The organism is Bacteroides sp. AF34-31BH, assembly GCF_003602795.1.
In the GTDB taxonomy this organism is placed as follows: Bacteria; Bacteroidota; Bacteroidia; order Bacteroidales; family Bacteroidaceae; genus Bacteroides; species Bacteroides uniformis.
Map to the genome: position 1 here is coordinate 42,717 of NZ_QTLV01000014.1, position 24,715 is coordinate 67,431.

Genomic DNA, 24,715 nt, shown 5'->3' on the forward strand with positions numbered 1-24,715 from the left:
GGGAGCATGCTGTCCGCACCTGCCGACAGCCTCCGGCTGAAAAGCTACAAGCTTGATGAAGTCGTAGTGACCGGGACGAGAAATGAAACAGACATCCGCCACCTGCCAATGACCATCTCCGTAGTGGGCCGCCAGCAACTGGAACAGACCTACCAGCCCTCCATCCTGCCTACACTGACCGAGCAGGTGCCCGGACTTTTCACCACAAGCCGCGGCATCATGGGCTACGGCGTATCCACGGGAGCCGCAGGAGGCATGAGCCTGCGCGGCATAGGCGCCGGGGTGAATGCCGCCGGAGGACCTACGACCAGCCTGCTGGTGCTGATAGACGGACACCCGCAATACATGGGCTTGATGGGGCATCCCATCGCCGACGCCTACCAGAGCATGATGGCCGAACGGGTGGAAGTGCTGCGCGGTCCCGCCTCCGTCCTCTACGGGTCCAATGCAATGGGCGGGGTTATCAATATCGTCACCCGCAAGATGCAGGAGGACGGGGTGAAAACCAATGCGCAGATAGGATACGGTTCCTACAATACCCTGCAGACGGAAATCTCCAACCGCGTGAGGAAAGGGCGTTTCAGCAGCGTGGTGACCGGCTCGTACAACCGTACCGACGGACACCGTGACGACATGGAGTTTGAGCAGTATGGCGGATATGCCAAACTGGGATACGACTTCAGCGACACCTGGAAGCTGTGGGGCGACGTGAACATCACCCGCTTCAACGCCTCCAATCCCGGCGAAGCCGACAATCCGTATATAGACAACGACTCGCGCATCACACGCGGCATGACCTCCTTCGCACTGGAAAATCGTTACGACCGCACTTCCGGCGCCGTGAGCTTCTTCTACAACTGGGGCCGGCACAAGATTAATGACGGCTACCACCCCGGAGAAGAGCCCCAGAAGTCGCACTTCAACTCCAAGGACCGGATGCTGGGCATATCGTGGTATCAAAGCGCCACGCTCTTCACTGGTAACCGCCTGACCGTAGGTTTCGATTACCAGCACTTCGGCGGAGAGTCCTGGAACAAGGTTGTCGCCATCGACGAGGCAAAACCCGGACAGCAGATTGGCGACCATATCCCCGGTGTGGACAAGCAGATGGATGAATTTGCAGGCTATGTGGATTTCAGGCAGGACATCAACAGCTGGCTTTCACTGGACGCCGGTGTCCGCATAGACCACCATTCGCACGTAGGCACGGAATGGATTCCCCAAGGGGGACTGGCTTTCCATCTGCCCCGGCAGGCGGAACTGAAAGCAATGGTGAGCAAAGGATTCCGTAACCCCACCATCCGGGAGATGTACATGTTCCCTCCACAGAACCCCGATTTGAAAGCGGAGAGCCTGATGAACTATGAACTCTCCTTTACGGGGCAGCTTTTGGGAGGGGCCATGTCCTATGGGGTGAACCTCTACTACATCAACGGGGACAACATCATCATGACGGACCCTGCCCTGCGCAAGAACGTCAACTCCGGCGAGATAGAGAACTGGGGTGTGGAAACCAACCTCGGATACCGCATCAACCGCCACTGGCAGATAAACGCCAACTACAGCTGGCTGCACATGGAGAATCCGGTACTGGCTGCTCCCGAGCACAAACTTTATGCCGGTGCGGACTTTACGCAAGGACGCTGGAGTCTGTCTACCGGTATACAATACGTGAAGGGGCTTCATACCTCAGTCACCCCGGGCAAGGAGAAGCAGGAAAGCTTCGTACTCTGGAACCTGCGTGCCAACTACCGTCTGTGCAGTTTTGCCGACGTCTTTGTCAAGGGCGAAAACCTGCTGGCGCAACGCTATGAAATCAATGCAGGCTTCCCCATGCCGAAAGCCACGGTGATGGGAGGCGTAAATATCAACTTTTAATACTGTTGCGAAGGAGTATATTCTACTCGATAGATATGGTCGAAGAATGGTGCCCACTCATTGTCCGTGATGCCAATCTGCAGACCGTAGAAGTGTGTACCGGCTTCCCGACAACGGCGAATCTCCTCCATAAAGACAGGTGAAGAATGAGGAATCTTGAAGTCGCTGACCCAAAGCACATCGGCATTCATATACTCCTTGCCTTCTTTGAGCAGACGGAACGTGGCTTCCAGCATGCGGGTGGCATCTGTATCCCCGCAAGTTGTCTTTGAGAAAAATTCGAGCAGCCTTGCCCGCTCTTTCCTTACATCAATCGGATGAATGGAGACGGAAAAGGCTATCAGAAAGCAGTTCCGCCGTTGACGGTCGGCTATCTCCAGGAGCTTTATCAGCAGGGAGTGGGCAATCTTCTCCGGCTTGCCAGCCATGCTTCCCGAGGTGTCTAGACAGACAATCATCGGACCTTTGGGACGGGCAGGCTTGGTTTCGATGCGCCGGGCAGGCTGCATGATTTCCGATTTATAACGGAAGGTCTGGAGCTTGCGAGTAAGGTATTTGTAGACGAACAAATCTTCCAGTTCACTGTCAGCGGAATGGGCAAGCTCAATGGGAAGCAGGGTATTGAGGTCGTTGCCGGTACTGATGCCCAGGATGTCACATTTGGAGGAGTGCTCCATTTTGTAGACGTTTCCCTCGGCAACGCGGATTTGCTCACGTCCTTCGTCGTCTGCCATACGCCCCATCTTGCGGGCCACTTTCACTATCTCGGGGCAAGAGCGCTGGATGCGCACGATTTTCCGTATACGCTCAAAGTCGACAGTATTCCACAAGCCGCTCATCATGCCCCAGGTCTGGAAGAATTCGTCCTTATCCACCCGGTTCTGGCGGATGTACTCGGGGATGTCTTTCAGATTGGAACGGAGCCTGCGCTCGAGGGCATCTTTGCGGAAAGCAATCTCTTTCTCCTTTTCTTCGTGCATCTTCAGTTGGAAGGCGTCTTCCCAGTCGTCCACCATTTTCTCCCAGACTTCATCGTCCGCATATCCTCCTTCTGTACCGAAGTGGCTGCGGTAGAAACGGGAGTCGAAGCCGTACTCCCGGTATTTGTCGGAAATCTGCTGGAGCAAGGCTTGCCAGCCGTCTTTCCGCTTTGCCATGGACCATTCCAGCACGAGTTTCATCCCGGTCCGTTCCGACTGGCTTTTCCGGAGGTTGTACCTCTCCTTCTCCAAGTTCAATTGGATGAACTGAATCATGGTGTCGTAAAAGATACGTGCACAGACCTCATCGCCCAGCACCTGCACCTTGACCATGGAGTCGTTCATCACGGAGAGCAGATAGGCATACAAGGGCTCGGTATCCGTCTCTGCGCACTCTCCGGTGGCAACGAAACGGTCCAGTGCCTGCACATAGAAGGCGGTGTCATATCGGGTGACGGTGGTGTTCATCTTCTTCTTGGTTACTGGAGGATTATTCGTCTCCATATCTCAGTTTGCGCATGTCCACACGCGCCCAGGCTATTTCCTTGCGGACGATGGAGACGTATTGAGCTACGCTCTTTTTGTCTTCTTCGGAGACGAAAAGGTTGTCGGACAAATCTCTTACCAGGCGGTCTATGCTGGTGGCGGCGGCGTCCAGTTCCGTCTCGTAGTCACGGTCGGTGACGGAGAGGTTTCCCAGCCAGAGTTGTTGCTCCTCACCTCGTTGCAGACGCCGCATGGGGAAGCGCACACCGTTGATATAGAGATGCTTGTCGTCGCGGTAGAGGGTGACGCGTTCGGTGCCTTCCTCTTTCACGGCGCCGGTGTCGGCAAAGGCGCGGATGATGGTACGCTTGGGATTGATGGGGTCGGCATACATTACGCCCAAGGTGGGGGCATCTTTGGCGCTGTACTCCTTCAGATTTCTGTAGTCCACGATAAAGATGTAGGTGTTGCCCGTACCATGTTTCTCCACCTGGTAGTAGAAGTGTTCCGCTATCAGCAGGTCATCGTCCCTACGGTCGCCGGCAAGGCGGGCTTTGTCGAGGGCTTCGCGCACACGGCTGACTTTCAAATCGGATTTCAGCGAGGAGGCGATACCGGCAATCTGTTTTGTGTGGGACACGAATAAGGCACGGATAACGATGCCACGGATGGCAACGCTCTCATCAGGCTCACTCCATAGGCAGTGGTAGACGGGAAGCAGGTCGGTCATGGAGACTTCCGTGCGGCCGTGGACGAAGGCGGAGGTCTTGAGCAGCTTCACGATGTTCTTCCAGCGGCGGTCGCTGACGTAGACATTGCGGCGCAGGTCGGAGTCTTGCATCTCTACGCTTGTCAGTCCGTGGCGAATGGCTGTGATGCAGGAAAGAACATCGAGAGGCAAGGTTACGCGGCGTATCTCAGCTTGCCATTCGGCATACTCGCGGTCGGAGATTTGCCATTCGCAGGCAGTCGTTTCCGGATGGTCGGCAGAATCGTCCAGCAGCATTTTGTAGAAAGACTCTTCCTGCTTGACGCAGGTGCAGAGAATGCGGATAAGGAAGCGGTCCCATAGGGCTTCCAGTCCCTCGCCTTGAGCGGGCAGTTCGTTACTGGCAGCTACGAGCAGTTTGAGGGGGAGATGCAGTTCCTTGTCGCCATTGCGGAAAAGTTTCTCGTTGATGACGGTCAGCAGAGTGTTCTGTATGGCAGGGCCTGCTTTCCATATTTCGTCCAGAAACACGACATCGGCTGTGGGCAGATAGCCGTCGATGGCACGTTCGTACTTATCGGATTCTTTCAGCCGGCTGATGCTGACGGGACCGAATATCTCGTCGGGTGTAGAGAATCGGGACATCAGGTATTCGAAGGCACGGGCATCTGTAAAAGCAGACTTTAGCCGCCTGGCTACCATTGACTTGGCTACTCCCGGAGGTCCCAGGAGCAGAATGCTCTCGCCTGCCAGAGCTGCCAGCAGGGAGAGGTTTATTTCAGTTTCTTTTTCGTATACTCCCCGGTTCATTTCGGAAAGGAGGAGACGAATGCGTTGGGTTATTTCCACAATATGATTTATTTATAGTCAGTACTCATGTATAAAGAAAAGTGTGTAAAGATACAAAATAGTAGGGAAATCAGAGAGAGTCTTATTAAGATTCACTATCTTTGGAAAACAAATACACACAGACACGCACACACGTTGTGATTTGCTTTCATTTCCTATATCTATTACCATTTCTACCTGGAGACAAATTGTCCCCAGGTAAGTGACCAGTCCTTCATCGGGTCAGTCCCTATTATTGGGGATTTAACAATCCCCCCTCTTTTGCCGAAAACTAAAACTTTCCTCCCCAAACACTACCCTTCGTATCACAATATTTTATACCTTTGTTCACTAAGAAATAATCGTCCCATACCCATTTCTGTTTCGTCCGACAGCTGTCGGACGATAATTAAACAACTGTTGGACGATAATGCAACAGTTGTCGGACGATTAGTTTTTAGGAAGAAGAAAATTAATCCGCTTAGCGACAAAAATAATTCCCCGAAGCGACGAGAACTGTTTATCGCTATAAACAAAAATAAATATCTTATGAGCGCGTATTACGACCTTTACGAAACGCCTTCGCCCGACGGGAAAGAAGACAAGAAATCACTCCATGCACGTATCTGCCCGAAAAGGACTTATACCCAAAAGGAGTTTGTGGAACATATCGCAACTTTCCAACATCTGCCCAAGAATGTGATAGGGGCAGCATTGGATGCCTGCATTGACGAGTTGTGCGACCTCCTTGCCAACGGAAACATCGTGGAGCTGGGAGAACTCGGATTCTTCAGCACTTCACTGAAATGTTTGCGCGAGACCGACGACGAGAAAAAGAAAATCCGCTCCGAATCCGTCCAATTCCAAAACGTACACCTGCGCATCAGCAGCACGTTCCGCAACAACATCAAGAAGAAAATGACGTTGGAACGTGTACACTCCACTACCAAGAAATCGAAAAAAGTAGTAGAGACCACCGAAGAAACAAGAAAAGCCGAACTGGAACTGTTCCTCAAGCAGAATGTATGTATCAACAAGAACGAATACATCCAGCTAAGCGGACTAACCAGACATGCCGCCATAGACGAACTGAACAACTTCATCCGGCAAGGGTTCCTGCGCCGCCGCGGAATGGGAAGGTCAACGGTCTATGTGCGACAAGAAAAAGACACAGCAAACGAAATTTAGGGGGGGCAAGCACAGAGACACAGAGACATAGAAATTAATTTGAAAAGAATCTCTGTGCCTTTGTATTTTCGTGTTCATCCCCCCAAAATAATAAAACAACAAACAATGGAAAAATCAACAGAACCCCAACCCTGCACGCAGTGGTTCGTCTTCTTCAAAGACCAACTGCTGCTGAAAAAAGGATATACAGACAAAGGAGAAATAAAATACAGCGTACCCGTCAGTATAGAGCCTCCTCTGACACCGGAAGCCGGAAGTAATATACACGAAGTGTTCCCACCCAACGGCAAGCAAGTACGCGCATTTGCCTTGAAACAGCCCGTGGCCGAAACCGACGAATGGGTCATGATAGGCCTGCGCGCATCGTACGACTACATCTCGTCGGACGAGTACCGTTCTGCAGGAAAGGCCTTCCAGATACTCTATTGGGACGAGCACAGCCACTTCTGCCCCGTGTGTGGCACCGCCATGGAGCACCAGACTCCCATCATGAAGAAATGTCCCAACTGCGGCAATGAGATGTACCCTCCCGTTTCCACCGCCATCATCGTACTGATACGCAAAGGAGACGAAATCCTGCTGGTGCATGCACGCAATTTCCGCGGAACCTTCTACGGACTGGTGGCAGGCTTCCTCGAAGCCGGCGAGACACTGGAAGAATGTGTGGAACGGGAAGTTTTTGAGGAAACGGGGCTGAAGGTAAAGAACATCACCTACTTCAGCAACCAGCCCTGGCCCTACCCCAGCGGATTGATGGTGGGCTTCATTGCCGACTACGAAAGCGGAGAGATAAAACTGCAGGAAGATGAGCTGACCGCTGCCGCCTTCTATTCCAAAGACAACTTGCCCGAAATTCCACGAAAACTGAGTATCGCAAGAAGGCTGATAGACTGGTGGATGGAGAACAATTAAAAATTAAAGAATTAAAAATTAAAAAGAGGGGGGAAGAAATTTAAAAAAGCAGATTGCGGAAAACACACACTCACAAACGAACAACTACGAATGAAACGACTCTCATTCACATCAACCAATCGGTGTGTAACCGCAATCTGCATATACTTAACTTCCCTGCAAACGTTTTGTTCATCAACCATCGGGTTTAAGTCTTTATTTAAGTTTTCTTTCAACACAGAAGCAAAAGGAAGAGGCGCAGCCCTCACGGGTTACGCCTCTCCGAACACTATATACACATTTTTTCCTCTTTCCTATCAAATGCCGAGTGACTTGCGCACTGCCTCCACTTTCTTCTCAGCTTCGGCATCGGCGCTGGTATAGCATTTCGGACAACCCATCTCGCCCTTCACCTCGATATAGAACTTAATCTTCGGTTCCGTACCGGAAGGACGGACAGAAATCTTCGTGCCGTCTACAGTGAAATATTGAAGTACATTGGAAGTCTCGGGCATATCCAGCTTGCTTACGTTGCCCTGGGCATCAGTCAGTTCCAGCGTCTTGTAATCCTTAATCAGGCTGACAGCCGAACCACCGATTTCCTTCGGAGGATTGGCACGGAAGTTATCCATCATCGCCTTGATTTCCTCGGCACCACTCTTACCGGGTTTCACCACGTTCACGGTGGTTTCCTTAGAGAATCCATATTCTACATAGATTTCCATCAATACGTCATAGAGCGTCTTACCCTGGTCTTTGGCCCAAGCACAGATTTCGGCCAGCAAGGAGCAGGCAGAAACCGCATCTTTATCACGGACAAAGTCTTCGGCCAGGAAGCCATAGCTTTCTTCACCACCACCGATATACTGCTGCTTACCTTCACTCAGACGGATTTCGCGAGCAATCCACTTGAAGCCGGTGTAGCAGTCGCGCATTTCAATCTTGTTCTTGTCTGCCACAGCCTTGATGAGTTCAGTGGTCACGATGGTCTTCACGATGAAGTCGTTCGGCTGCATCTTGCCCATTGCAATACGGTTCTTGATGATGTAGTACAAGAAAATGAGACAAGTCTGGTTACCATTAATAAGCACCCACTCGCCCTTATCGTCCTTGCAGGCCATACCGACACGGTCGGCATCCGGGTCACTTGCCATCACGATGTCAGCGTCAATCTTCTTAGCCAGCGCAATGGCCATGGAAAGGGCTTCGGCATTTTCGGGATTCGGAGAAACCACCGTCGGGAAATTGCCGTCCTTCACCATCTGTTCGGGCACGCAGTTGATATTCTCAAATCCCCACTCTTTCAATGAGTCCGGAATGAGCACGCGGCCTGCGCCATGAAGCGGAGTATACACAATGCTGAGGTCTTTCTGGCGACGGATGACTTCGGGGTCGATGGAGATGGAGTGAACCATGTCCAGATAAACCTTATCCACTTCCTTGCCGATAATCTGAATCAAGTCCTTGTTGCCGTTGAACTTGATGTCGTCCACAGTCACCTTATTTACCTCGTCTATGATGGCTGTATCGTGCGGAGCGAGCACCTGCGCACCGTCATCCCAATAAGCCTTGTAGCCGTTGTATTCTCTGGGGTTGTGGCTGGCTGTAATGTTGATACCGCTCTGGCAGCCGAAGTGGCGAATGGCAAATGAAACTTCGGGCGTAGGACGAAGGTCGTCAAAAAGATATACCTTGATGCCGTTTGCAGAGAAGATGTCGGCAGAAATCTTTGCGAACTTGTCGCTATTGTTGCGGCAGTCGTGCCCCACAACAACGGAAATATCCTTCTTTCCGGCAAAACATTTGTTCAGATAGTTGGACAAGCCCTGTGTGGCGGCACCTACGGTGTAGATGTTCATGCGGTTTGTGCCGGCACCCATGATGCCGCGCAGACCGCCCGTTCCAAATTCCAGGTCTTTGTAAAAACTGTCTATCAATTCGGTTTTATCTGGATTTTCCAACATGCGTTTCACTTCTGCCTGAGTTTCGGCATCATATGCCGGGGTAAGCCATTTTTCGGCTTTCTCAGTCACCTGCTTAATCAGTTCCTGATTTTCCATAAGACTGTTATTATTTTAAGGGTTAATATAAACTTTTTTGTAAGACACAAATGTAGAAGAATAAGTTCAAATATCCTAATTTTATTCAGGCATTTTATATCTGTCTCCCGTCTGCTTAACATACTCTTCAAGGAACTCCTTCGGGTATCCCGGGCGGATTACGCCTGCCGGCTGGCCAATGGAATTACGTTCGAACTGACCGTTTTTCATACGCTTGACAACGCCGTCATTGTACTTTACGACAAGAAACTCGCCAAGACGTTTCCAGGTATCGAAAGTGCTTTGGGCGGTCATGTTCGTATAGTTGGTTAGGAATGCCTTCGCTTTGGCAGGGTCTTTTTCCAAAAGTTTGGCAGCAGCAGCCTCAACGCCCTCCTGCGCTTCATTGAAAGTTGTCTCCAACTCTGTCTGAGTGGCACGCACGTCGTCTATCATCAAGTCATAGCGGGGATATACCATATTGGCCACCCAGTTGAAAATCCAGAAAGCGGAGTTCCAGGAGAAAGTGATGTAATCGGCGCCGTCCACACGGGTATAGCATACGGGAACCTTGTCCGTACAGCAATATACGGGCGTAAATACCGTCATGTTGGCATCATCCGTGCCAAACCACAGTACTCCACCGATAGGGTCGGGCAACTCGGAACGCATCTGTGCCACGAATACGAAACCACTCTGCTGGGTGGAGATGGGACGCTCATTGAAATATTCCCGGTCGCCCACTTTGAAAGAGAGTGGAGAAAGGCGGTACGGGGTATGATACGGGCCTGCGCCGAAATCTTTGCTGATGTCGAGAGGAGTACCTTCATAATGGTCGCGCATGGCATTTTTCACATCCTGCACGGAAACCTTGCGGTTGGGTTTCACAAACAGAGGCATCGGAGTGTTCGTCTCACCTAATATATAAGGTAAGAACTCGTTACCACGGTCGGTAAACATATTGAAATAGCTCCATACACGGGCCTCGCAATAGCGACGGGCACCAAAATCGAGCGGAGCATAGGCATCGGCAAAACTGAAATCCTTGTTCACACCATCAAAGTAACCCTTCTCACGTGCAAAGGAGATGACGTCGGCAGAGTACATGCAGTTTTCCTTGTCATTCATATTGAACTGATGAATGCGGCTCTGGTTGGCATGTGCGGAGATACAATCATCGGGCACGCGGACAGCTACCCATACGGCACCGCGCACACCGGGTCCCTTGCCAATCATCTCCATAATCCATATCTCGTTGGGGTCGGCAATGGTGAAGGATTCTCCACTACTGTAATAGCCATATTCCTGCACCAATTCCGTCATCACCTTGATAGCCTCGCGAGCAGTGCGTGAACGTTGCAGTCCGAGATAAATCAAGCTACCGTAGTCGATAATACCGGTAGTGTCTACCAGTTCGGGGCGTCCGCCGAATGTCGTTTCACCGATAGTGAGCTGGAATTCGTTCATATTGCCGATGACATTGTACGTCTGACGGGCCTGCGCTATCTGCCCGAGGTATTTGCCGGTATCCCACTCGTGTATGTCAATCAGCGTGCCTTTCTTATGCATGCCGGCAGGATAATGATATAGCTCGCCGAACAAGCCATAGGAATCGGCAGAATAAGAAACGATGGTAGAACCGTCCGCGGAGGCGTTCTTGCCCACGATAAGATTGGTGCAGGCCAGTGCATTCGCCACGGCTGCCACAACAAACAAGACGGAAAGAGTCAGTCTTTTACTTTTCATACTTCTAATAAATTAAGGCCTCACCCCCGTCCCCTCTCCGAAAGAGAGGGGAGAAGAAAATGATAGCTTGTTACACATATTTTTATTACACTTATTTATTACACTATATATAGCAAAAGTAACTTCCGACCTCCCCTCCCTACGGGGGAGGGGTCGGGGGAGAGGCTTTACCATACAAATTCAAACTGTTCGGTGGTACAGTTGCCACAGCCATCCGTCACCGTCATCTCCACCACATGCTTGCCGCCTTTCTCCACATGTTTCGGGTCGAGCTCGCACACCAGGTTACCACTGATGGAGTTGGGCTTTCCAAACAAGGCATATTTTCCGTCAATCGTACCCCGATAGGTGTTGATGCCGGTTTCCTTGTCCTTGGCCTTGAAGATGATTTTTCCCGTACGTCCCCACTGAGCTTGGTTCACGGGAGTTATCACCGGCGGAACCGTATCCACTGCCACGGTATAAGTCCCCAAATCCCGTATACGCACTTTCATGACACCATCCTCATACTTACCGCCGATGCGGTATTTTCCACCGCGCGCCGTTACGCCCGCCACATAATATTTGGTCATATCCTCTACCGGACGCCGGCGCAAGCCGATACGCAAATCGCAGGCATCGTGCATCGGAATGCGGGTATCGTTCAACTGATAGGTGAAAGCTATATCACCGCTATCAGCCCGCACGGAATAGTTCAACAGGACGTTATCGTAGAGCATTCCTTTCGGAATGACCAATTCTAACCCCGGTTCCTGCAGATAGTTCACCTTGTCCCACTTGAGGGCGTATTTCTCACGATGTTCCACCGGAGCAATTGTCGTCTTCTGCCCCTGCACCGTGAAGCAGACCTTGGAGGTATTTCCCAGCGCATCGCTCAGCGTATAGACAAACCGGTAAGGGCGTTCTTCGTTGATGTCCACCAGTCCACGGTTACCGTTGGATGCATGCAGCATGCGTAAGTGGTTTCCCGGCTCGATGAAAGACTTCATATACTGGCCGTGTGTCCACGAATTGATATAGCGGTTTTCTTCGTACGCAAAGCGGTCTACCGTACTGCGGAAGACTTCCTCGCCGTCCACTTCGAGAATCACCGTCTTCACGCCATATTTATTCTGCACTCCGTCCATATAATCATAAGCACGGATGCCTGCACCAATCAATCCCCAGGCGGTAATGGGTTTCGTAGGATGTGCCGGAAAAGCCCGTCGCGTCTGCTTACCTTCCACCACTCCTTTGCCCGGCTGAGGAAACAACATGATACCTTCGGCACGCGGGGCAGTCTTGTCCTTCACTTTGTCCATGAAGAAAGGCAGTGGGTCTATATATTCGTCCGTAGCCGTCTCTATCATATCCAGATGCAGGTGCGGACCGAAAGAGTATCCGGTGTTTCCGCTTAAAGCTATTATCTGACCGGCTTTCACGGGATATTCGCCCAAGATATGCACCCCGAGATTATTACTGCCTCTATCTCTATCGTCTCCCTCATCTGACACGGGAGCAGGCTCGGGAATTATCTCTACTTCCCAGCTTTCCTTTTCGTACTGAAGAGCCTTCACTCGCTTTGCCACTTCACCCACAAAGGCGCTAAGATGACGGTAGATGGCGGTATAGCCGTTATCATACACCACATCGAGCACATAGCCCGAGCCGTGGGTGACACGGATACGCGAAATATATCCGTCCGCCAGCGCACGTACCGGTTTGCCTATGGCGCCACCGGTCTTGAAATCCAGTCCGCCATGAAAATGGTTGGCACGTATCTCGCCAAAGTTACCGGAGAAAATGATGGGAAAATCAAAAGGCGGAGTGAAGGAAGCCTCTTGTGCCCGAGCCCCGACAGATATAAAGAAAAAAGACAAAATGACAGATTTTATGTATATATTCATTGCAGTAACTTCTTATGATAAACGCAGGCAAAGATAAAAATAATCCCTATCTTTGCCATACAAAAGAGAAAATAAACAATGGAGAAAATACATTACTTCCGTCCCCTCTATCTTGCTCTGGCACTCACCATAAGCCTATTTTCCACCGCAAGCACCCCTAACCGATACAAAACCTCCGCTTCCCTGCCCGACAGCCTGCTGACCGAACAGCATATCCGCAGCATCTATTACACCCTGCCCGACAGCGCTCTGTCACTGCTGGACGAAGCCGAAGCCCGCCGTCTTCCCCACCTGCCGCAATTCCGCATCGACATGCTGCGCGGCACAGTCTACGAACGTCAAGGTATGTACCACCTCAAGGAGCGGTACATCCGCCGCGCCCTGCAAAGCGACTCCGTGCAGTACACTCCTCTCCGGAAACTGCAAGTCCTCACGCAGCTCGCCACCGCCCTCGACCGCCTGAACAAATACGAAGAAGGCATCCGCATCTGTACCGAAGCCATCGAGCTGGCACAGGAGCAAGGACAGAAGGCCAAAGAAAGCGAACTGCTGTTCACTTTGGGCCGCATGTATCAAGGCATGAAGCTCGACGACAAAGCGTTCCGGTACATGTACCGTTCCATCGAACTGCTGCAAGGCACGGACAATGTGCGCGAACTGGCCCAACTATCCACCTCCTACGGCGACTTGTCCGCCTATCTGGCCGAAAACGAGCGTTTGGACGAAGCCATTGCCCTCTGCGAGAAGCGTCTCGACGTTATCAGCCGCATGAGCCTGCTGCCCGGACCGCCGCCCGGATACATAGACCAGCAATACGGTTACCTCTACTCCAAACTTGCCTGGTACTACCTGCAAAACGGACAAAGCGAAAAAGCCGCCGAAACCGCCCGGAAATACCAAAGCACCGGCTTTGCACAATCGCAGGCAGGACAAACAGAAATCGTCCCCTACCTGCTGGGTACGCGTCAGTACCATAAAGTGCTGCAACTTCTTGACGCCTCTTCCGCCCTGGCCGAACCGGCCGATACCTTCAACTACGGCCACCTGATTCTGCTGGACCGCTATGCCCGCACCTACCGCGGACTGAAACGTCCGGAACTGGCCGACAGCTACCAACAGCGCATCACCATGCTGACCGACAGCATCTATGCCCGCGAAAAGGCCGGCCAGGCACACGAATTCGCCATCATCTACCAAACCCAGGAAAAGGATGCGCAGATACGCGAAGCCCAACACAAGCTGGCACGGCAACGCGTACTGTTCATCACCACCAGCTTCATCGCCATCCTGCTCGCCATCCTGCTATGGGAAAAGCACCTCCACCTGCGCCGCACCCGCGAACGCAACCAGATAGCCGCCCGCCAGATAGAAGAGCTTCTGGCACAGAAAGAAGAACTGCGCAAGGCATACCGCCGGCAGCCGCTTCACCCGGAAGATGCCCCTAACGAAGAGCCGCCTGCCGCTCAAGCCAACACTTCCCCCTCCGCTGCCGACGATGAAGACAACCGCCGCCGGTTCATGCAGATGGAAGATGCCCTGCTCACCGACCTGCCCTTCCTAAACCCCGACTTCAACCGCGAAGACCTGATGAAGATAACGGCCTTGAGCAAGAACCGCCTCAACCCGTTCCTGCGCGAATATGCCGGTGCCGACGGCTTCAGCGACTACATCAACCGCCTGCGCGTGGAGCACTCCATATCGATGCTGAAAGACAACAAAATGTATTCCATAGATGCCATAGCCACCGCTTCGGGCTTCAAGAGCCGCAACACCTACTATGTGGCGTTCAACAAACTGCTTGGCATGACACCCGTGCAGTACCGGGAGACTTTGCCGGACAAGTCCGCAGAACCATGCACAGAGCCTATAGTTTAACAGATTGCAGGCCGTCAGTTACAAGAACTATTCGTATATTTGTGCGTTGCAAGTAATATATAAGAAAGTTACAGGTAATATATAAGAAAAGTGATATATAAGAAAGGAGAATCGGAAATATGGAACCCATACAGAGCAACAAAATCTACCCCATCGGCATACAGAACTTCGAGAAGATGCGCAAAGGCGGCTATTTCTACGTCGACAAGACCGCCCTTGTCTACCGGCTGGTAAAGACGGGCAGCTACTACTTCCTAAGCCGCCCCCGGCGCTTCGGCAAGAGCCTGCTCATCTCCACCCTCGAAGCCTACTTCCAGGGAAAGAAGGAACTCTTTGAAGGGCTGGCGATGGAGAAGCTGGAGAAAGACTGGATAAAACGCCCCGTGCTGCACATCGACCTGAATATAGGGAAGTATGACACCCCGGACAGCTTGGACAAACAGCTGGAAAAAGCTGTGACAGAATGGGAACAGCTTTATGGCACGGGAATGGCGGAAAGCACGCTTGCCCTTCGCTTCGCCGGAGTGGTCAGGCGTGCCTGCGAGCAGACGGGGCAACGTGTGGCCATCCTCATCGACGAATACGACAAGCCCATGCTGCAAGCCATCGGCAACAAAGCGCTGCAGAACGAGTTCCGCAACACCTTGAAACCCTTCTACGGCGTACTGAAAACCATGGACGGATGCATCCAGTTTGCCCTGCTGACGGGGGTCACCAAGTTCGGCAAGGTCAGCGTGTTCAGCGACCTCAACAACCTGAACGACATCTCCATGGACCGGCGATACCTTGCCCTTTGCGGTGTCACCGACGAAGAGCTGCGCCAAGAATTCGCCCCAAGCATCCGGCTGCTGGCGCAGGCGCAAAACATGACCTACGAGGAAACCTGCCAACGCTTGCAGAAAGATTACGACGGTTACCACTTCACACACAACTCCATCGGAATCTACAACCCTTTCAGCCTGCTCAACACCTTCGACAAGCAGGAGTTCGGCAGCTATTGGTTCGAGACGGGCACCCCCACCTATCTGGTGGAACTGCTGAAACGCAACCACTACAACCTGGAGGAGATGGCCCATGCAGAAACCTACGCCGACGTGCTGAACAGCATCTATGGCGACGAAGACCCACTGCCCGTCATCTTCCAAAGCGGATACCTCACGATTAAGGAGTACGACCCAAGGTTCGGACTCTACCGCCTCGGCTTCCCCAACCGGGAAGTGGAAGAAGGGTTCGTCAAGTTCCTGATGCCGTTCTACACCCGCTTCAACAAGATAGAGGCACCGTTCGAGATACAGAAGTTTGTACGTGAGATAGAATCCGGACAGCCCGATGCCTTCTTCCGCCGCCTGCAAAGTTTCTTTGCCGACACCCCCTACGAACTTGTCGGCGACCGCGAACTGCACTACCAGAACGTGCTTTTCATTGTCTTCAAGCTGGTGGGATTCTATACCCAAGTGGAATATCACACCTCCGAGGGACGTGTGGACCTCGTGCTGAAGACAGACCGCTACATCTACATCATGGAGTTCAAGTTCGAAGGCACTGCCGAAGAAGCGCTGCGGCAGATTGACGAAAAACACTACGCGCAACCCTTCGAAGCCGACGGTCGCCCACTGTTCAGGATAGGCGTGAACTTCAGCGCCCGGACGCGCAACATAGAAAGGTGGCTGATAAAAGCATGACTTCCTCCCCATAAGGACGGATTTTCATCCTCCGCACTTCCCTTCGCACCCCCTCCGGAAGCACTTCTGAGAGGGGGTGCGACAATTCAGGACAACAAGGCGACAATGCAGGACAAGCACCGAGGGGTAAAATTAGGCAGTTTATACCATTATTAACAACTTTGCAGACACATTTGCAAAGGAACATTAATAAAACCTATAACAACCCAAATGGAGAACTGCATCATGAAACGACTGACCTCACAGGGATGGGAAACGCTGCGCATACTGACCGCCATCACGGCAGCCATAGGTACCATGATATGCCTGCTGATACTGGCAGGATGCACCAACGAACTGACCGGGCAGGACGAAAACCGGGGAAACGGACAAGCGCTGACGCTGGGAACCGTAAGCATAGAAGGAGGAAACACCCGTGCCGCCAATGCCGTGCCCGGCGTGGCATCCGGCCATAGCTTCAGAGACGACGAAAAGCTGCACGTAGCCCTCACCGCCGGAAGCGCCCAATCTGCCGGCACCTACCTATACGACGGCAACAACAGCAGCTGGAGTTCCACCAAGACCGAGCGCGCCTACTGGCAAGGGAGCGGCAACCACACCCTCACCGCCTGGTGGGGACCCGCTTATTCTTCCTCCTCCCCTGCCGTTTACGACATGCCCTCCGACTACGAAACCAACACCGCCGCAGGGAGCACCCTGAATGCCTGGGACGGCAAGCAATATACCGCTGCCGCCGATAAATGGCACATCACCGACCTGCTGCACTACAGCGGTACACATTCCGCCACATCCTCTTCCATCAATCTGCTGCTGAAGCACAGCATGGCGCAGCTATGCGTCAACCTGCTGCCGGGCGACGGCATCACCGCCGAACAGCTGCAGAAGGCCACCGTACACCTCAAGCAAGCGAAAGCCTACTTCACCATGAATACCGACGGAGAGCCCGTCATCCATAATCACGACGGCGAAGCCTCCACCCCTACCGATGTCCGCCTGCTGAAGAACGGCAATACCTCGTCGGCATACTACGCCCTGATGCTGCCGGGACAGACCTTTGCCGCAAACCGACTGATGATAAGCATCCACATCGGAAACGACATCTATAAGTACCTCCCCACCAACGACATCACCACCCAAGCCAATACCTGCCACGAGCTGAAACTGAAAGTAAACAAAGCAGGGGTGAGCGCATTGAGCGTAACGTCCACCGGATGGCAAAGCCCGACACTGGTGGAGGCGACGGAAGCAGAAAGCTTCGTAACAGTGGAGAACGAAACAGCGGGAAGCCTGCTGGCAGATGGGTCTGCACTGAAGACTGCACTGGCAAGCGCCGGCCAAGACAGCCCCATCAAGGTAATGATTACGGGGGAGATTAGCGACCAGGACTTGGCGAATTTGAAAGAGCAGATGATCGGTGGTAGTAATGGTAATAAATACTTCAAGGTCAGCCACCTCTACATCACCGCAAGCGGGGCGACAACCATACCGGAGGGATTTTGCAAAACGGGGGATAACACAAATACCGCACTTCAAGAGGTGATACTCCCCGAAGGGATAACAAGTATAGGAGAGCGCGCATTCCAAAGCTGCACGACACTAAAGAGCATTCAACTGCCAAAGAAAGTGACAAAGATAGGAAAGTACGCATTCATTAATTGCCGCCAGCTAACAAACATCCAACTGCCGGACGGAGTGACAGAAATAGGAGAATACGCATTCGTCGACTGTAGCAGCCTGACAGAAATCAGCATCCCCACGGGAGTAACGAAGATAGGAGAGAGGACATTCCAAAGCTGCGCGAATCTGACGAGCATCCAACTGCCGGAGACAGTGACAGAGATAGGCCAAAGCGCATTCAACTACTGTGGAAGTCTGAAGGAAATCAACATACCGAAAGCAGCGACAAGCATAGGAAGCTACGCATTCCAGTATTGTAGCAGCTTGACAGAAATCAGCATACCCAAAGCAGTGACAAGCATAGGAGTCTGCGCATTCTACGACTGCTCCGCCCTCGAAGAAGTCGTCCTCAGCGGCACCAACGACCAATTTGGCTTCTTCCTGCCCACCGTTGGTGATGGTGCATTCGCAGGCACCTCCGCCACCCTCCTCTTCCTCACCGATGTCACCGAAGAGATGTTCAAGGCAGAAGGAAATGCCGCCACATGCCAATCCTGGGGTAGTGTCACCTGGAAAGCCATCCACTACAACCTGACTGCGGATAATCCTGCCAGCCTGACAGACACCGCCAACTATAGCGGCCACTGGCTCAAGGACTCCCCCCAATAACCCCAACCCCATAACCCATAACCCATAACTCAAAATTCATAACTCATAATTCAAAACCCCATGGCAACAACCTTTGAAAAGCTCATCAGTCTCGTGGCCTACGACAACGCCCTGACCGAGCGCACGGACGACTTCTACCTCCGTGCCAAGACACAACCCCGCACACTGGGCATCACCGAGATAGCCCGCGAAACAGCCCGGCAACTGGGCAAGTACGGCGAAAACCCGTTGGGATAACACCCCACGGCCCTACCCCCATAAGGGTGCGCACCCCCACCCCGAACGGCCCTACTTATACGAAACCCTAAAAAAGACACCCAACGAATGAAAACAAGGAACCACCTCCGCCGGACGCTACTGCTCCCCACCCTGCTGCTTGCCCTGCTGCCGCCCTGCGCCTGCACAGACGACATCTGCCCCGACACCGCCCCCCTGCCCGGTGCCGACAGTGAAGCCACAGCCTCCCTCATAGGCCAACCCATACAGATAGGCTGCATCGCCACAAGCGTGGAACAGCAGTCGCCCATGGCCGGAGAAGGAGGAGGGCAGACACGCGCCGACGGAACCACCGGCACACCCGCCACGGAAACCGGCTTCCCCAAAGTAGGAACCACCATCACCGTATTCATGACCGTGCCCGTAAGGTCGTCGTCGGCAGCAGACGGCTCGTCCGCCGAAGTCCGCTACAGCCACGCCAACTACACCTGCACCTCCGTCAGCACCGACGGCGGCACGCAAGCCGTCACCTCCGCCACTTGGCAGCCCACCGACCCCGCCAACCTCCTCCGCTGGGAGAAAGACGCCGCCGCCTACTACTTCGCCGCCATCTCCCCCGCCATAGAGATGCAGCCACTGGAGGCATTGACATATACCGGCAGCGACGGCAACAGCGGAGGCAGCTACGCCCTGCAGACGGGCGAAGCCTTCACCTTCCAGCTGCCCCAAGCCTTCACCCCCGAGAACTACGCCTACTGGGAACAGCTGCGCACCTCCGGCCTCGCCGTCCGCATACCCCAGCCCACCGCCGACCCCATCCCCCTACAGATGCAACGCGCCCTGGTGAAAGTGGACATCTTCTCCACCGCATCCGCCGCCGTCCTGCTGAAAGCACCTGCCAAAGCCGTATTCTGCGTCTACACAGGCGGAGTGACGGCGCTGAGAGAGGCACCCATTGTGAGCAATTCTACTGACGGGATACACTCCTATCTGTTTGTTGACAAGCTCACCGACACCCGTTCCGTCACCACCTTGAGCCGGGACGGTGCGGCGGTGCATCGGGCGTTGATGATACCCACTTACCACCAATACAGCCCAGACTACCTCCCCCCTAATGGACCTACTTGCAGCGAAGCCGGAGGAAACGGTGCCCTCTCTTTTCTTACGGACAAGGTATATAGCGCCGGAGGCTCAATCGGCAGCAGCAGCGAGACCGGCAGCGTCACCGGCGGCACCACCGGCAACCGATTCTATCTCCCCGGCAAGTACCTGCAAGTGTCGGACGGAAGTACCGACATAAAAGGCACAGCACCGGAAAACATCCTCCTGCTGGATGGGACGGAAGCGTCCTACAATGCCGTAAAGAGCAGGCTGGAAGCGATAAATGCCGCCGGAAGCTCTTCTCCCCCTACCCTCGTCTCCAAACTCTTCATCAGCGGTTCTGTACCGGAAGGCATGGACCAGAGCGAGCTGTTAGGATTGCTGGGCAGCAGCCATAATTACGTACAAAACCTCTATATGGAGCCGGTGAAGGAAGTGCCTACGAATTGGTATCTCTTCACCAACGGCAATAGTACTCTGCAAAGCATCAACCTGCCACAAGCCACCAAAATAGGATATAATGCTTTCAATAAATGCACCGGCCTGACAAGCATCAACCTGCCACAAGTCACCAAAATAGGATATAATACTCTTCAGGGTTGTACCGGCCTGACAAGCATCGACCTGTCACAAGTCACCAAAATAGGAAATGGTACTTTTGTGAATTGTACCAGCCTGACAAATATTGACCTGTCACAAGCCACCGACATCGGAGAAAATGCTTTCTGGAATTGCACCGCCCTGACAAGTATCGACCTGCCACAAGTCACCGACATCGGAGTCAGTGCTTTTTGGAGTTGCACCGGCCTGACAAGTATCGACCTGCCACAAGCCATCGGAATCGGAGAAAGAGCCTTCCAGGATTGCACCGCCCTGGCAAGCATTGACCTGCCAAAAGTCACCAATATAGGAATCGGAGCTTTCGTCGGATGCGGGAAACTGGCAAGCATCTACCTGCCACAAGTCACCGACATCAGAGAAGATGCTTTCTTTGGTTGCACCGGCCTGAAGAGCATCGTCCTTAGCGGCACCGGTACCGAAAACAGCTTCGCTCTCCCCACCTACGACACCCAAAACGGTCTCGGAAATTATAATTTCTCCCCCGAGAACCTCTTCCTCACCGGAGTTACCGCACTCGAGGACGATCAAATCACCCAGTGCCGCACCTGGGGAAAGATGACTTGGGCGAACATATACTATAACTACAAGGGAAGCCCTTCACTTGCCGAAGCCACCATTACGGAGCTGACAAACCCCGAGAATTACACAAAAGTAACCGATAAGTAACTTATTATTAACAACAAATAAATAGACCAAATATGAAAACAAGAAGTATCCAAACGCTGCTCCTCGCAGCCACCCTCGGCCTGCTGGTCACCGCCTGTAACAACGATTCAGACCAGACAGTGGACATCACCAAGCCCATCAACGTGAAGCTCTCGCTCACCACCACCGGCACCAATATCCCCATCAGCCGCGCCGCCATCGGCGCCACCGAGTTCGATGATGACGACGCACTGGGCCTCTACATCGCCCACAAAACGGGTGCCAACGATGAATCCCCCATCAGCGCCTCCCTCGACCCCAAGAACACCAAATGGGTAAACGGCAGCTTCACCGACGAACCCCTCTACTGGCAGAACGTCACCGACCAGCACACCCTCTACGCCTACTATCCCTATACCAACACCGCCACCGACACCTACACCGTGCCCAACGTCAGCATCAAGCCCGACCAGAACAACAGCAGCACCGCCGCCGCCGACTACGAAGCCTCCGACCTGCTGTGGGGCAAATGCACCACCGTGGCAACGAACAACGCAAGCATCAGCATGAAGCACTGCATGAGCCAAATCACCGTCACCCTCTCCGCAGGAAACGGCTACTCCTCCCTGCCCGCCATCGACAAGGTAGAACTGCTCTGCTCCGCAGGCTTCGCCCTCAGCGGCACGTGGAATCTGGCAGACGGCAAAGTAACAAAGGCTAATGATGCCGCTGCCACCGACGCTGCAGCTGCATCTACCACCTCCATCACCACCTACGCCCACAGCGTTGCAGGTGCCACCACCTACCGCGCCATCGTGCTGCCGGGTCAGGCATTCACCAATAGCTCCCAATTCGTAAAAGTCACCTCCGGCAGCAACACCTACACCTACTATCTGGCTATGAGTTCCAGCGAAAACCTCACTACCGAGGCCAACAAAACCTACAACTTCGACCTCAGCCTGAACAAGGCCGGGCTGACGCTGAAAGGGATTACCATCGCCGCATGGGACACAGATGAAATAGAAGGGGATGCAGGCATGGACATTGGAAACTGATGGACAATGAATAACTGAGAACGAAAACTGTTCTTAAACATGGAGGGTACGGAGACACTGTACCCTCCATTTTTGTATCTTGCGCCATGTTTAACCCCTCAATAAAAACTTTAAGGTTATGATTATCGGAGTACCTAAAGAAATCAAGAACAACGAGAACCGTGTAGGAATGACCCCTGCCGGAGTAGCCGAGTTGGTGAAACGCGGTCATACGGTGTATGTGCAAGCCTCGGCAGGCGCAAACAGCGGTTTCTCTGACGATGATTACATCGCCGTAGGTGCACAAATGTTGCCAACCATTGAAGACACGTATGCCATAGCCGACATGATTGTCAAGGTAAAGGAGCCCATCGCACCGGAGTACAAACTGATAAAAAAGGAACAAGTGGTATTCACCTATTTCCACTTCGCTGCCGATAAATTGCTGACCGAAGCCATGATAGCAAGCGGCGCCGTCTGCATCGCCTACGAAACGGTAGAGAAAGAAGACCGCTCACTTCCGCTGCTTACCCCCATGAGCGAAGTGGCGGGACGCATGGCCACCCAGGTAGGAGCACGCTTCCTCGAAAAACCCCAAGGCGGCAAAGGGAAACTGATGGGTGGCGTGACGGGTGTACGCCCCGCACGCGTACTTATCCTGGGCGGCGGCATTGTGGGCACCAATGCCGCACAAATAGCTGCCGGAATGGGTGCCGAGGTACTGATTGCCGACATCAACCTTCCCCGCCTGCGCTACCTCAGTGAAGTGATGCCCAAGAATGTAAAAACACTCTATTCTTCCCTTCACAATATCAAAATGGAATTACCTACAATAGACCTCGTAATAGGGTCTGTCCTTATCCCCGGTGACAAAGCGCCTCATCTCATCACCAAAGAAATGCTGAAAATGATGAAGCCCGGCACCGTACTCGTAGACGTTGCCATCGACCAAGGCGGATGTTTCGAAACCTCCCACCCCACCACGCACAGCGACCCTACCTACATTGTGGACGGAATTGTACACTACGCCGTTGCCAATATCCCCGGCGCCGTACCCTTCACCTCCACCATGGCACTGACAAATGCCACCCTGCCCTACACCGTTGCCCTGGCATGCAAAGGCTGGAGACAAGCCTGCAAGGACGATCCGGCTCTGGCGTTGGGATTGAACGTAGTGGAAGGCAAGGTAACATACAGAGCTGTAGCCGATGTCTTCGGGCTGAAATATGAGGCGATTGAGTTATAAGTTATAGAGGGTGTCTCATCTGTGTGCCATCAACCGTTTTGACACCCTCAATCTCCAAACAAAGAATCCTTCTTCCTCGCATACTCCCACCACATGGCGAGCAGTGTGATGCAGAGGTTGAAAATAAACGGGAATTCCTTGGAACTAGTGTGGAACAAGGTCTGAAAGAAGTCTGTAATGAACGGGGACAATAGAATCGCCAGATAATTCATTACCATTACAAAGGCCAGTGCCAAAGTTGTTTTTTCCGGTATAGCCGTATCTACTGTCTCGTCATAAATCAGCGGTTGAATGACACCATATCCCAAACCAACCAACATACATCCCGGTATTATCAGCCATTCTTTAGGCGAAATCCATATCAAAAGCAAACCCGCTGCAATGAACAAAAGGCTGTAAAACTTTGTGTGTTTCCCCATCCACTTCACGATATGCCCCAGGAAGAAACCCGGAGCCATAATGGCAAGGAAGAATAAGGAGATCATCAATCCGGAATTTCCGCTGGAGAAGTGATGGGCCTCCATCAAAAAAGGCAAGTCAAAAGTAACCGCCAGCACTACATACGTAGTGACGCCATAAAACAGCATCAACTGTAGCAGATGGCAGATATGGATGCCGTATTTACCGGGAACCGCACGCTTGGATTCCTCCGGAACAACGGCAGCTGTATCTTCTGCTATCTGCGGCTGACCGGTATCCCCCTTCAAATATCCGACAAGCAGCAGAGAAACCAACGGAAGCAGGTATACCACGAAAGGCAAGTGCCAGTTTACCTCTGCCAGATACCCAGTCACCGCCGTTGCCACAACCAGCGTCACATTGGTAATGGCAGAACTGTAACCAAACTGCTTCACCCGATATTCCCCCGTGAAATAGCGTGAAACCAGACCGGTGGACAACGGAATAATCACCCCCGAACCGATGCCAAGCAAAGCGCTGACCACCATCAACTGCCACATTTTATCCGAAAAAAGATAAAGTACCCCACTGGTGGCAAACATCCAAAGCCCCGCTTTCAGCAGACGCACAAAGTCACGTTTCTCGGCCAGCTTGCCCGCCAACAGCACAAAAGGAATTATCAGCAGCGAAGGCAGGGAGGTAAGCATCTGTATATCCAGTTCTGTGGCATGTGGAAAAATGGTAGTAAGTTGTCCCAAAATAGGTGATACGGCCAACCCCGGCAAGGAAGTCAATGCAGAGACTGACCAAATGCCGACAAGCGTGATAAGGGGGATTGTACCCCTTCCGGTATTGATTTTCATATAGTAGTATATTAATTAAATGAATAATGTGGGAACAACAAACTTACCTTCAGAATGTTCGTTTTTTAAGATTTTACTACGCTGCCCTTTAATAAACGCCAAATAATGCAAAACCC

16 protein-coding genes are annotated in these 24,715 nt (G+C 52.7%); 10 read left to right on the top strand and 6 right to left on the bottom strand.

The window, feature by feature from the left end; translation table 11 throughout:
- The first annotated feature begins 6 nt into the window (after positions 1-6).
- Complete coding sequence (locus tag DWZ67_RS17375; protein WP_410492083.1) at positions 7-1,878, top strand: TonB-dependent receptor; 1,872 nt, start codon at positions 7-9, stop codon at positions 1,876-1,878.
- On the opposite strand, the gene DWZ67_RS17380 is transcribed toward DWZ67_RS17375, so the two are convergent.
- Together DWZ67_RS17380 and DWZ67_RS17385 are read right to left on the bottom strand one after the other, a co-directional pair.
- Positions 1,875-3,326 carry a hypothetical protein gene (locus DWZ67_RS17380; RefSeq protein WP_120139434.1) on the bottom strand — a complete coding sequence of 484 codons (1,452 nt, stop codon included), beginning with the start codon at positions 3,324-3,326 and terminating at the stop codon, positions 1,875-1,877. The genes DWZ67_RS17375 and DWZ67_RS17380 overlap by 4 nt on opposite strands.
- A gap of 22 nt (positions 3,327-3,348) precedes the next feature.
- Entirely contained in the window at positions 3,349-4,902 is a 1,554-nt protein-coding gene (locus DWZ67_RS17385) for an AAA family ATPase (protein WP_120139419.1), read from the bottom strand.
- Between the two features lie 528 nt (positions 4,903-5,430).
- Here DWZ67_RS17385 and DWZ67_RS17390 point away from each other — a divergent pair.
- Both DWZ67_RS17390 and nudC read left to right on the top strand, forming a co-directional pair.
- Positions 5,431-6,069, top strand: a complete 639-nt coding sequence (locus tag DWZ67_RS17390) for an HU family DNA-binding protein (RefSeq protein WP_005832241.1) — start codon at positions 5,431-5,433, stop codon at positions 6,067-6,069.
- A gap of 105 nt (positions 6,070-6,174) precedes the next feature.
- A complete protein-coding gene (nudC, locus tag DWZ67_RS17395) occupies positions 6,175-6,981 on the top strand; it encodes an NAD(+) diphosphatase (protein WP_120139420.1) in 807 nt (268 codons plus the stop codon).
- Between the two features lie 296 nt (positions 6,982-7,277).
- Here the strand turns inward: nudC and DWZ67_RS17400 are convergent, their stop codons facing one another.
- From DWZ67_RS17400 to DWZ67_RS17410, 3 genes are all read right to left on the bottom strand, one after another.
- Complete coding sequence (locus DWZ67_RS17400) at positions 7,278-9,020, bottom strand: phospho-sugar mutase (protein ID WP_120139421.1); 1,743 nt, start codon at positions 9,018-9,020, stop codon at positions 7,278-7,280.
- A gap of 81 nt (positions 9,021-9,101) precedes the next feature.
- Positions 9,102-10,745, bottom strand: coding sequence for a C69 family dipeptidase (locus DWZ67_RS17405; RefSeq protein WP_057089520.1), 1,644 nt, complete (start codon positions 10,743-10,745; stop codon positions 9,102-9,104).
- 167 nt (positions 10,746-10,912) lie between these two features.
- Positions 10,913-12,631 (bottom strand): M23 family metallopeptidase, encoded by a 1,719-nt coding sequence (locus tag DWZ67_RS17410; protein ID WP_016274385.1) that lies wholly within the window; start codon positions 12,629-12,631, stop codon positions 10,913-10,915.
- A 78-nt stretch (positions 12,632-12,709) separates the two neighbouring features.
- Between DWZ67_RS17410 and DWZ67_RS17415 the strand changes: the two genes are divergently transcribed.
- The 7 genes from DWZ67_RS17415 to ald all read left to right on the top strand — a co-directional run bounded on the left by DWZ67_RS17415 (position 12,710) and on the right by ald (position 23,337).
- A complete protein-coding gene (locus tag DWZ67_RS17415) occupies positions 12,710-14,506 on the top strand; it encodes an AraC family transcriptional regulator (RefSeq protein WP_120139422.1) in 1,797 nt (598 codons plus the stop codon).
- Positions 14,507-14,625: 119 nt separating this feature from the next.
- On the top strand, positions 14,626-16,188 hold the full coding sequence (locus DWZ67_RS17420; protein ID WP_016274383.1) for an ATP-binding protein: 1,563 nt from the start codon (positions 14,626-14,628) through the stop codon (positions 16,186-16,188).
- 225 nt (positions 16,189-16,413) lie between these two features.
- Positions 16,414-18,474, top strand: coding sequence for a leucine-rich repeat protein (locus tag DWZ67_RS17425; protein WP_165852490.1), 2,061 nt, complete (start codon positions 16,414-16,416; stop codon positions 18,472-18,474).
- A 60-nt stretch (positions 18,475-18,534) separates the two neighbouring features.
- A complete protein-coding gene (locus DWZ67_RS20180) occupies positions 18,535-18,711 on the top strand; it encodes a hypothetical protein (protein ID WP_016274381.1) in 177 nt (58 codons plus the stop codon).
- An 87-nt stretch (positions 18,712-18,798) separates the two neighbouring features.
- Positions 18,799-21,078, top strand: coding sequence for a leucine-rich repeat domain-containing protein (locus DWZ67_RS20605; RefSeq protein WP_120139424.1), 2,280 nt, complete (start codon positions 18,799-18,801; stop codon positions 21,076-21,078).
- 32 nt (positions 21,079-21,110) lie between these two features.
- On the top strand, positions 21,111-22,112 hold the full coding sequence (locus DWZ67_RS17435; protein ID WP_057089516.1) for a fimbrillin family protein: 1,002 nt from the start codon (positions 21,111-21,113) through the stop codon (positions 22,110-22,112).
- A 118-nt stretch (positions 22,113-22,230) separates the two neighbouring features.
- Entirely contained in the window at positions 22,231-23,337 is a 1,107-nt protein-coding gene (ald, locus tag DWZ67_RS17440; RefSeq protein ID WP_016274378.1) for an alanine dehydrogenase, read from the top strand.
- 47 nt (positions 23,338-23,384) lie between these two features.
- Here ald and DWZ67_RS17445 read toward each other — a convergent pair whose 3' ends face one another.
- The gene (locus DWZ67_RS17445) at positions 23,385-24,599 is read right to left on the bottom strand and encodes an MFS transporter (protein WP_057089515.1); all 1,215 of its coding nucleotides are present in this window, start codon (positions 24,597-24,599) and stop codon (positions 23,385-23,387) included.
- Positions 24,600-24,715: the final 116 nt, after the last annotated feature.